The following is an 8,498-nucleotide window of genomic DNA, read 5'->3' as shown; positions in this document are numbered from 1 at the left end:
TTCAAAGAACTACTTGGTCGCTCATTTGCGACTCCCTTATGTTAACATCTTCGTTAGTTAATGTCAACTAAGTTTTTTATTTCGTTTACCGCGTTCTGCGTTATTGCATCGGCGACTTGTTCTATATTACACCTCTATATCCTAATCGTCAATACCTTTTATCCTTTTTATTTTATAAATTTTAAAGGGTATTGAACCTTCTTCATTTATACTCCGTTCCTAGATATTAATAAACTGGTGCAATCACTTTCATAATCGACAGTTTATACTTTCTTACTTAAACCTTTCTAAAGAATGAATAGCAAGCCATACAAATATATATTAAAGGTAGCACTTTTTATTTCGAGTACATTCCAGCTGCATTCACAATTATCTCCTACCACTTCTCTCTAGGAATTATAAATACGCCCTACATTTACTAAAAATCTAATTAACTTAGGAGGCGTTATGAAATGCATGTTAATAAGAAGATCATTTATGTATCCCATGATGCCCATTTCCATGGAGCACAGCTGCTTTCTTTACATACTATTAAAGCTCTTAAAGAAAACTTTCATTACTCCGTCGCAATTATTTCTATTGGAACGGGCGTTTTAATCCACGATTTTCAAAAGTATGGTCCTGTTTATTGCCTAGAGGAAGACTACCCTACGGAAAAAAAGGTCGAATTATTAATAAAGAAGTTACTATCACAAGACTATACCATCGCCATATGTAGTACCGTCATAAGTGGTGATATAGTTACATTACTAGCTAAACACAATATAAAAGTTATTTCATTAATACATGAATTGCCACATTTAATACAACAGTACTCTGCCGAGGGAAAAGCGAGCAACATTGCCGAGTTTGCTTACAAAATTGTCTTCCCTTCACAGTACGTGTATGAAAAATTCCGTACAATCACCCAATTAGATCATGAGAAGTGCCATATTCTCCCTCAAGGTTTATTTAACCATAATCCTTATAAGAACAATATTACAAAAGCTAGAAACGAATTACGAAAAAAACACAACCTGCCTCTAGATAGCAAAATCATTTTGGGGGTAGGTTTCGCTGATCATCGAAAAGGGATAGATTTATTCTCACTTATTGCTTACTCAGTAAGAAAGGTTCATACGAATATTCATTTTATCTGGGTCGGAAGAACGGATGTTCGTTTTTTAAATACACTCTCCCCAAGATATACAGCACATTTCACATTAGTGGAGCCTACTCCAGATATCGGTTTATATAACGCCGGGGCTGATTTATATTTATTAACTTCAAGAGAAGATCCTTTTCCCAACGTTGTTTTAGAAGCATTAGATACAAAAGTCCCTGTTATAGGGTTTAAAAACGCTGGAGGTTTTGAAGATGTTGTTACGGAACAGACTGGCGCCTTAGTAGACTTTTTAAATTTACCGAAGATGTTGGAAAGAATATACGAATTTATTGGAGATGAGGATTTACGATTACAAAAAGGTAGCTTTGGCCAAGAACTTATTGAAAAAGATTTCAACTTTCTTCATTATATTTATCAATTATTAAACTTGCTTGAACATAATTATAAAAAAATAAGCGTAATCGTACCGAATTATAATTACGAAAAATACTTACCTGGCCGAGTTAAATCAATATTAAACCAAACCTATCCCCTTTACGAACTAATTTTCCTAGACGATGCCTCTACTGACAATAGCGTATCTATATTTGAACAGCTGCTCTCAAAAGAAAATAAGCCCCACCTAAAAGTTCAGCAGATTATTAATGATAAAAACTCTGGTTCTGTATTTAAACAATGGATAAAAGGCGTCTCTGCAGCAACCGGTGATTATATTTGGATTGCAGAGGCCGATGACTTATGTGATCAGACCTTTTTAGAAGAAGTAATACAAGGGTTTCATATAAATGGTGATGTTACTTTAAGCTACACACAATCAAAACAAATAGATGAACAAGGAAATATCCTGGCCAATCATTATTTAGATTACACAAATGATATTGATAAAGAAAAATGGAAAAGTTCTTATTTCCGAAAAGGGATAGATGAAATACAAGATACATTACTTATCAAAAACACCATACCTAACGTCTCAAGTGTAGTTTTCAAAAACATAGATATAAAAACAACAGAAAAACAATTAGAAAAGTTTAAAGTAGCTGGTGATTGGTTTTTCTATGTTTCTATTCTTAAAGAGGGTAACATTTATTTCAATCCAAAACCGCTAAACTATCATAGACGACATACAAATAGCGTAACGAGAACAGAAGATTCATATTCCCATTACAGTGAAGTTGTACAAATGCAGAATTTCATTAAAGAAACCTTTACTATCGACGATATTTCAAAAAAGAAAATGTACACATATAGAAAGTATCTTAAAGCATATTTGAAGATTGAATGATATATTTTCTTCGCCATCAGTATCTCTTTTAAGACGTTACTATCATTTAAGGGGGGTTACTCATTGAAAGAATTTATAGAGGCAAATAAAGATTTGATTTCTCAAATTGCACACAACTACAATGTAAATGCAAGTATCCATCCAGAGGATCATATCTTTCAATTCCTTGTCACTAATCCAGTCTTCCCATCTAAAAAAGAAGCGATAGATTATTATTTTCAAGATGGGAGAAAATCCGCAGAAACACTCTTAGATTTAATTACTTCCTTTTATCCTCCTATAGACACTCCAATAAAATTATTAGAATTCGCATCCGGATACGGCTGCATAACACGTCATTTATTAAACCTACAAACGAACTTAAGTATAACTACCTGCGATATACATGAAGAGGCTATTACTTTTGTTGAACGTACATTAAATACTTCTTCTATCTTATCTCACCCTGAACCTGAACAAGTAAATTTGACCTCGTCTACGTATGATATCGTTTTTTGTCTATCCTTTTTTTCTCATATGCCTGATACAACTTGGTTTCGTTGGCTTCAAACATTGTATAATGCTGTTTCTCCTGAAGGCTTACTCATCTTCACAACTCATGGTTATCAAGGTAAAAAGTACTTCAGCTTTCCAGATTTAAATAAACAGGGTTATTGGTTTCTCCCTTCTAGTGAACAATTGGATTTAGATGTTCATCAATACGGGCAAACAATCGTTAGTCCCTCTTACGTATGTGACAAAATTAAATTATTACCCTATAACCCTGTCATCAAAAAATACACTGAAGGTTTTTGGTGGGAACATCAAGACCTTTGGGTAATAAAAAAAGAAATAAAATAATAAACCACGCTCTACTTATACAGAAGTAGGGCATGATTTATTATTTTTTACTATATAAGAACTCTTCAATCCATAGCTTATTTAATCTAATTCCACTTTTGAAATCTATTTTCGGTTCCCAATTACATTCTCGTCTTACCCTATCTATATTTAAAATGATTTTTTGAACATTTTCTTGTTTTTGTTTATAGCAGGTAAAGTCCACTTTTCTTTCCGTTAATTTCTCCAATTCTACTATAATTCGTTTTAAAGAGAGACCCTTGCCGCTCCCTATGTTATACACACAAGATTTCAAATGATTTAATTGTGATAGTTGTATAGTGATTTCAACTAAATCATCTATATAAATATAATCTCGAATAATCTCTTGTGGATTCCCATATATATTAATCTTTTCATTACTGAGATGCTGATACAAAAAACAGTTTATTGCCCCAACTTTCTTTAAAGGATTTTGATATTTTCCATATGGATTAGAATATCTACATACAACATAGTCAATTCCGTATTTTTTCTTATAAAAGTACAAGTAATTTTCAAGCGACACTTTTGTTATTCCATAAGGAGAAAGTGGTTTTAATGGATGTTCCTCATCAATAGGTAAATATTCCGGTTCACCATAAACCGTGCCTCCAGAAGATGCTAATACAATTTTTTTAACAGGAAAATTTTTAACACTTTCCATGAAGTTAAGAAAAAAAAAGCTACTGTTTATATCTCCGAAAACATCTTCAATTGAAGTTGCTACATTAGACGTTGCAGCTAAATAAATAATAATATCCACATCCACTAAAGCTTTATATATATCTTCAACATTCGCTAAATCACCTTTAATAAATTCAACCTCACTTATAATATTTTGAGGGAAATTATTTATATGTCTGGAAAATACTTTTACATTTTGACCTTGTTTCAATAAACCTAATGCGAGGTTAATACCAATGAAACTATTTCCACCTACTATTAAATAACTATTCTTCCTCATAATATCCTCTCTAGTAATAAGATTTTTGCTTATCACACCTAGAAATACAAATAAACGAACTTGGTCACCTCTATTATTCATTCTCTTATAATTGTATGCCCCTTATAAATTTTCATTATCTTTATTTTATATTTTCCTTTTAGAATCGATACCTTATTTAAGATGACCACAAAAACACTCATAATATTTACTCATTCCCATGAATATATTGGATTAGTAAAAACTCGCCTTCTCATATTCTCGTTTATTCTATTTAAAAACTTTCAAAAAGGAGCACTACATGTATGAAGAATGTAAATCAAGAGCTTTTAAATCATGTAATCTTACATAAAGATCGAATCCCACATTTCCATAAAGACTTTCCACTTATACTATTTTGGAGCCATAGAAGCGGATGCACTACTTTAGCTAATTGGTTCTTTTTTCAAATTGGATTATTTACTGAAGCAAAGAAATACCATGACTTTATTCATTACTATGAATTCTGGGTGTATAAAAACAATACCAACTACATACCAGAGTTACAAAATGGGCTTCTAACAGCAAAAAAAGATGTTTGTAAACTTGTACGGAATCCCTATACAAGGGCTGTCAGCTCATTTTTATTACTTGCTGACAATCCATATGCTAGCCCTCAATGGGAAAGTATCCGCCATTATTTGTATAATGACAAATATAGTAATCGAGGAATATCATTTAAACAATTTTTATATTACGTTCGAGCATTAGGTCCCAATTCCCTAGCAATGGACATACATTTTAGTCAGCAATACGTTCCAGGTGAAGAAAACTTCATCCAATACTATATTCCTTTAGAAGATTTTAATACACAAATCACCAAAATGGAACATACGTACGATTTAGTTAAATCCAATTTAGCGCTACTTACAAATTCAGATCATCATCGCGCTCATAAAATGCTTTATACAGGAAGCTATGCAGAACTCAGCATTACAGATGCCGCCTTCCCTCGCTTTCCAACATATGAAAGCTTTTATGATGAAGAAACAATGGCGTTAGTTACAGAAATATATGCACAAGACTTTGAAATGTATCTGTACACAAAAGGGATATTCTAAGTCGATACATTCTTCAATGAATAAAAGCGAATGTATCGCATAGCATAAAGTGAAACTTTAATTAGCGTGGGTTTCTCTCCCGCTAATTATTCCATTCTACCAATCTCACTTTTATGTGTTCCCTAATTTCCACCCACTCTCTTTGATTTCGCTAATTGTTGACGTGTGTTTCATATGCATTTTTTTACACAGGAGTGATGTCATGTGGAAGGTAATTTGAAGCACAATAATGGATATTGCGTTATTTGTGAGAAGAAAGCTACATTTATAGAGCATAATGATTGGCTTAGAGATCACTATTTATGTTCTACATGCCACTCTATACCAAGGCAGCGCGCTCTAATCCATGTTTTAAATACATTTTTTCCAAAATGGGGTTCCTATCATATCCACGAATCCTCTCCTGGAGGAATTACAACTCAACTACTAATAAAAAACTGCAAAAACTATACATACTCTCAATACTTCAAAAACTACCCTCTCGGCCAATACTTTCAAGGGATTAGATGCGAGAACTTAGAAGACATGACTTTTCAAAATGAATCTTTTGATTTATTCATTACTCAAGATGTCTTTGAACATGTAATGGAGCCAAACAAAGCCTTTAAAGAAATAGAGCGTGTATTAAAGCCTGGCGGCGCTCATGTGTTTACTGTCCCTTGGTATCATACACTCACAAAGACTTTACAAAGAGCAAGAATCAATAAAGAAGGAATCGAATATATTAAGGAGCCAATTTATCATGGTAATCCTATTGATGAGAACGGGTCTTTAGTAACATTTGATTGGGGGCAAGATATGATTGAATATATTTATACACATGCAAATATGTATACCATTGTTTATTTACAAAAGGATAGATCACTGGGGTTAGATGCTGAATTTCTACATGTTTTTATTAGTAAAAAACACGAAAATGATTTTTAGGCACTATATAATTTGGAGGTTAACAAATGAATAACTTTAAGTTAGGAAGTGATTTTGATAACCTTGTTAGCCCACTTTCTGATGTTGAACTTCTTAATCTATTTATACAAAGTTGCTCAAAAACAAAGATAAATGGCATCCCAGTACCTATGTTCCCCCCCGAAGAAATTCAACAACAGTTTGTAGGTGCTTCCTATGAACATGCTCTTTATGAAGCATATTTGTTTTATAGACTTGTAAAAACATATGCCCATAATTTAGGCGTTCCCTTGAATAAAGAACGTAAAATTTTAGACTTTGGTTGCGGATGGGGAAGAATCATACGCTTCTTTTTCAAAGATGCTCGCCATAAAAACTTACTTGGTATTGATGTAGATCCTGTAATGATTAGCCTTTGTAACGAAACGTTAGGAAGAGGCAGATATAAAATAGCTCCCCCACAACCTCCTGTAGAATTTATTAATGACAATTCATTAGACATCATATTCGCTTATTCTGTATTCTCACATTTATCCGAAGAAACTGCAGAAAATTGGATAAAAGAATTTTCAAGAATTCTTCGCCCAGGTGGAATCTTCATCGCCACAACACAAGCACGCTATTTTCTCGATTTCTGTCAACAATTTAAGGAACACCCTGAATTAATTCAAACGGGATGGCATAAAACTTTATCTCAAGCTTTTCCAGATATAAATCGTGCCATCTCAGATTATGAAAGCGGCAATTTTGTCCACAGCCCTACAGGAGCTGGAGACGTTAGAAATAGTAGCTTCTACGGGGAAACCGTTATACCTAGAACTTATATTGAAAATCACTATGAGAAGTATTTAAAGCTACGGGACTTTTTTGATGATACAAACCGGTTACCACAAGCTCTATTTGTTCTCCAAAAAGATTAACTCTTTTCGCTCATTGTATAATGAAGATCATTTTGTATCTCAGCCGTATATATTAAAATCATCAAAGATTTCCCTATCAAGCAAACTGTACAAAAGAATTCATTATGCAGCATAAACACAGTAAGTAAATAACATATCTCACGCTTTAACTAGATTCGAAAAATCAAAAGTAACTTCCCACCACTTGAACTACGAACAACATAAGGGGGATATATCTTGAAAATAATCGCTTTTTACTTACCACAGTTTCATCAAATAAAAGAAAATGACCGATGGTGGGGGAAAGGGTTTACTGAATGGACAAATACTAAAAGTGCACGACCTTTATTTTCAGGACATTACCAACCTAGAGAACCTTATCAAGATTTTTATTATGACTTAACCACCCCCATCCGTAAGAAAATGGCAAGCAGAAATCGCCAAAGCACATGGCATATATGGCTTTTGTTATTACCATTACTGGTTTAAAGGGAAGAGGCTATTGGAGGCACCCTTTAATGAGGTACTTAAGATGAAGGAACCAGATTTTCCATTTTGCCTTTCTTGGGCAAATGAACCGTGGACAAAAACTTGGGATGGTCTTGATAGTCACATATTAATGCCTCAAAATTATGGAGAATTATCGGATTGGAAAGAACACTTTGAGTATTTATTGCAAGCTTTCCAAGATGACAGATATATCCGTATAGACGATAAACCACTATTCATTATTTATCGTCCTGGGCATATCCCTCATTGTGAACAAATGCTTCATTATTGGAATACACTCGCACAAGAAAATGGTTTGAAAGGTATATACTTTGCAGAAACATTAAACAGCTTTCCACTTCCTAATATAAATGGATTTGATGATAGCATTCAATTCGAGCCTTTTTATACAATTGCTCATGATAGCTCTTCAGACATAAATAAGACAATATATGAGTCTGGTAAACAAATAAACGCTTGGGATTATGATAAAGTGTGGATGTATATACTAAAGCGATCTCCTCCAGAGAAAAAAACATTTCCTGGTGCCTTTGTTGACTGGGACAATACTGCACGCCGCAAAGACTTAAATAGCAGCATCTTCCTAGGTTCTACCCCTAGGAAGTTCACGATATATTTAAGCAAACAAATCCAGCGTACCTATTCTCTTTACAACAGCGAGTTTTTATTTATTAATGCGTGGAATGAATGGGCCGAAGGTACTTACTTAGAACCAGATAAAAGGTATGGATTCGCCTATTTAGAAGGAGTTAAGCAGGCAATTAACAGAGGTATGAAAGCATACAAAAAAGACGAGTCATTCTGACTCGTCTTAAAGTTGCTTGGCGACGTCCTACTCTCACAGGGACAAGGTCCCAACTACCATCGGCGCTAGAGAGCTTAACTTCCGTGT

Annotated in this window: 6 protein-coding genes and 1 pseudogene; 6 read left to right on the top strand and 1 reads right to left on the bottom strand. The window is 33.7% G+C overall.

Features of this window, described 5'->3' with window-relative positions:
- Window positions 1-452: 452 nt before the first annotated feature.
- Window positions 453-2,387, top strand: a complete 1,935-nt coding sequence (locus FS802_RS30550) for a glycosyltransferase (protein WP_000558399.1) — start codon at window positions 453-455, stop codon at window positions 2,385-2,387.
- Window positions 2,388-2,450: 63 nt separating this feature from the next.
- Entirely contained in the window at window positions 2,451-3,227 is a 777-nt protein-coding gene (locus tag FS802_RS30545) for a class I SAM-dependent methyltransferase (RefSeq protein ID WP_144525690.1), read from the top strand.
- 40 nt (window positions 3,228-3,267) lie between these two features.
- On the opposite strand, the gene FS802_RS30540 is transcribed toward FS802_RS30545, so the two are convergent.
- On the bottom strand, window positions 3,268-4,212 hold the full coding sequence (locus tag FS802_RS30540; protein ID WP_033657843.1) for an NAD-dependent epimerase/dehydratase family protein: 945 nt from the start codon (window positions 4,210-4,212) through the stop codon (window positions 3,268-3,270).
- Window positions 4,213-4,496: 284 nt separating this feature from the next.
- Here FS802_RS30540 and FS802_RS30535 point away from each other — a divergent pair, with 284 nt between their 5' ends.
- The 4 genes and pseudogenes from FS802_RS30535 to FS802_RS30520 all read left to right on the top strand — a co-directional run bounded on the left by FS802_RS30535 (window position 4,497) and on the right by FS802_RS30520 (window position 8,411).
- Window positions 4,497-5,291 carry a sulfotransferase family 2 domain-containing protein gene (locus FS802_RS30535; RefSeq protein WP_000800264.1) on the top strand — a complete coding sequence of 265 codons (795 nt, stop codon included), beginning with the start codon at window positions 4,497-4,499 and terminating at the stop codon, window positions 5,289-5,291.
- A gap of 204 nt (window positions 5,292-5,495) precedes the next feature.
- Complete coding sequence (locus FS802_RS30530; protein WP_000398934.1) at window positions 5,496-6,218, top strand: class I SAM-dependent methyltransferase; 723 nt, start codon at window positions 5,496-5,498, stop codon at window positions 6,216-6,218.
- A gap of 26 nt (window positions 6,219-6,244) precedes the next feature.
- Complete coding sequence (locus tag FS802_RS30525) at window positions 6,245-7,117, top strand: class I SAM-dependent methyltransferase (RefSeq protein WP_070169289.1); 873 nt, start codon at window positions 6,245-6,247, stop codon at window positions 7,115-7,117.
- A gap of 216 nt (window positions 7,118-7,333) precedes the next feature.
- Window positions 7,334-8,411 (top strand): annotated as a pseudogene (locus FS802_RS30520) (glycosyltransferase WbsX family protein).
- Window positions 8,412-8,498 lie beyond the last annotated feature (87 nt).

The sequence above is a fragment of the Bacillus sp. DE0042 genome (genome assembly GCF_007680225.1).
GTDB classification, from domain to species: domain Bacteria; phylum Bacillota; class Bacilli; order Bacillales; family Bacillaceae_G; genus Bacillus_A; species Bacillus_A wiedmannii.
The sequence above is the reverse complement of the archived record's forward strand: the minus strand, read 5'-3'. Positions and strand labels throughout refer to the sequence as shown.

Excerpts from the sequence above, each read along its gene's own strand:
- FS802_RS30550 (WP_000558399.1), top strand. The coding sequence starts at position 453 with ATGCATGTTAATAAGAAGATCATTTATGTATCCCATGATGCCCATTTC.
- FS802_RS30540 (WP_033657843.1), bottom strand. The coding sequence starts at position 4,212 with ATGAGGAAGAATAGTTATTTAATAGTAGGTGGAAATAGTTTCATTGGT.
- FS802_RS30535 (WP_000800264.1), top strand. The coding sequence starts at position 4,497 with ATGAAGAATGTAAATCAAGAGCTTTTAAATCATGTAATCTTACATAAA.
- FS802_RS30525 (WP_070169289.1), top strand. The coding sequence starts at position 6,245 with ATGAATAACTTTAAGTTAGGAAGTGATTTTGATAACCTTGTTAGCCCA.